This window comes from Rhizobium sp. P1_E6, assembly GCF_056405875.1.
In genome coordinates this window covers 1-1100 of record NZ_JBFUBG010000294.1, presented here as the reverse complement: position 1 = coordinate 1100, position 1100 = coordinate 1, and the positions used below count along the sequence as shown (strand labels likewise).

Annotated in this window: 2 protein-coding genes and 1 pseudogene; all 3 read left to right on the top strand. The window is 55.4% G+C overall.

Annotated elements, in window-relative coordinates; genetic code table 11:
• Window positions 1-205, top strand: a 205-nt coding sequence (locus tag AC1D35_RS36335; protein WP_477942875.1) for a hypothetical protein, incomplete at its 5' end; no start/stop codon positions are given.
• Window positions 206-371: 166 nt separating this feature from the next.
• Window positions 372-740, top strand: a complete 369-nt coding sequence (locus tag AC1D35_RS36330) for a hypothetical protein (RefSeq protein ID WP_477942873.1) — start codon at window positions 372-374, stop codon at window positions 738-740.
• A 75-nt stretch (window positions 741-815) separates the two neighbouring features.
• Window positions 816-1100 (top strand): annotated as a pseudogene (locus AC1D35_RS36325) (hypothetical protein); the annotation flags it as partial.

Genomic DNA, 1100 nt, shown 5'->3' with positions numbered 1-1100 from the left:
GTCCGCAAGTATTCAGGCTGCGGACGTGCTCGCAGGTTTTGTCATGCGCTTCGTACAACAGGTGCAGGGCTCAGAGATTCCGGCGCGAGAATTCGCAGACGCCTATCGTGCTTTCGCTGACTTTACCAATCCCAATCGCGGCACAGGGTTAAATTACGTGCTGCCGACCAGATCGGTGAATTTGCTCAACCTGTTCTGGCTCTGAGCGCGGAGGCCGGCGTCGTTGAGCCATTTGAATGGTTCATCTCAAAAGCACAAACACACCCGGCTCACTTCATTGTTGATCGCCATCGAATAGGTCAAAAGATGCCGGCGCGAGCGGCTATCATAAACAACATCTGAATTTCGATTCGCGGGGAGGTCACCGTCGTATGCCAGCGCTTAAGTTGAAGGAACGCCTCGAGTTTGACGTGCTAAAGACAGTCGAAGATAGGTTGGCTTACGCCGTTGTACACTCGCTGGCGAACAGCGGCCACGGCGACATCGGAAGCTGCGGCGTCGCCGAATTCGATTTGATCGAATTTGCAGAGGCACTCGACACGCCTCCAGGTGAGACCCTGCGACGACTAAAGACCCTCGCCGTTCCAATAAATGGTGTGTGCATCGAGCACGAGAACCTCGTCTTGTTCGCGCTCGCGGGGGCCGATCAGGCTAGTTTCGCGCACCTATACAAGAGCCGGGGCTTCGAAGGCATCCCCCCGAATCTGCCAAAGGTCCCGCCACGTTATTGGCGCATCTGAGGAGGGAAGCACAAAGGCGGCCATCGCTGTCTTCGCGGCAACACCCATCTAGGCATCTGGAAGGATTTATGTTCGATGGAGTGCTTCCGGATTGATGAGAGCGGCTACACAGGCTTCGATTTGCTCAATGCAGAACAGCGTTTCCAGGGCGCTTCAGCGATAGCCATAGAAGATGACGAAGCCGCAAAGCTCATTCGCAACTATTTCCCTCGGCTGCRGGCAGGCGAGCTGAAGTATCGCTCTCTTTCGCGGCGTCCAGGAAACCATGAGCGGCTGCTCGGACTCCTGCGCGAGATTCATGCGAATTTCAAGTGCGTCACCTATGTCTGCGATAAGCGCTACCTGCTTACACTCATGTTC

Bases quoted from the DNA above. Each gene is read 5' to 3' on its own strand.
- AC1D35_RS36330 (WP_477942873.1), top strand. From the start codon at position 372: ATGCCAGCGCTTAAGTTGAAGGAACGCCTCGAGTTTGACGTGCTAAAG.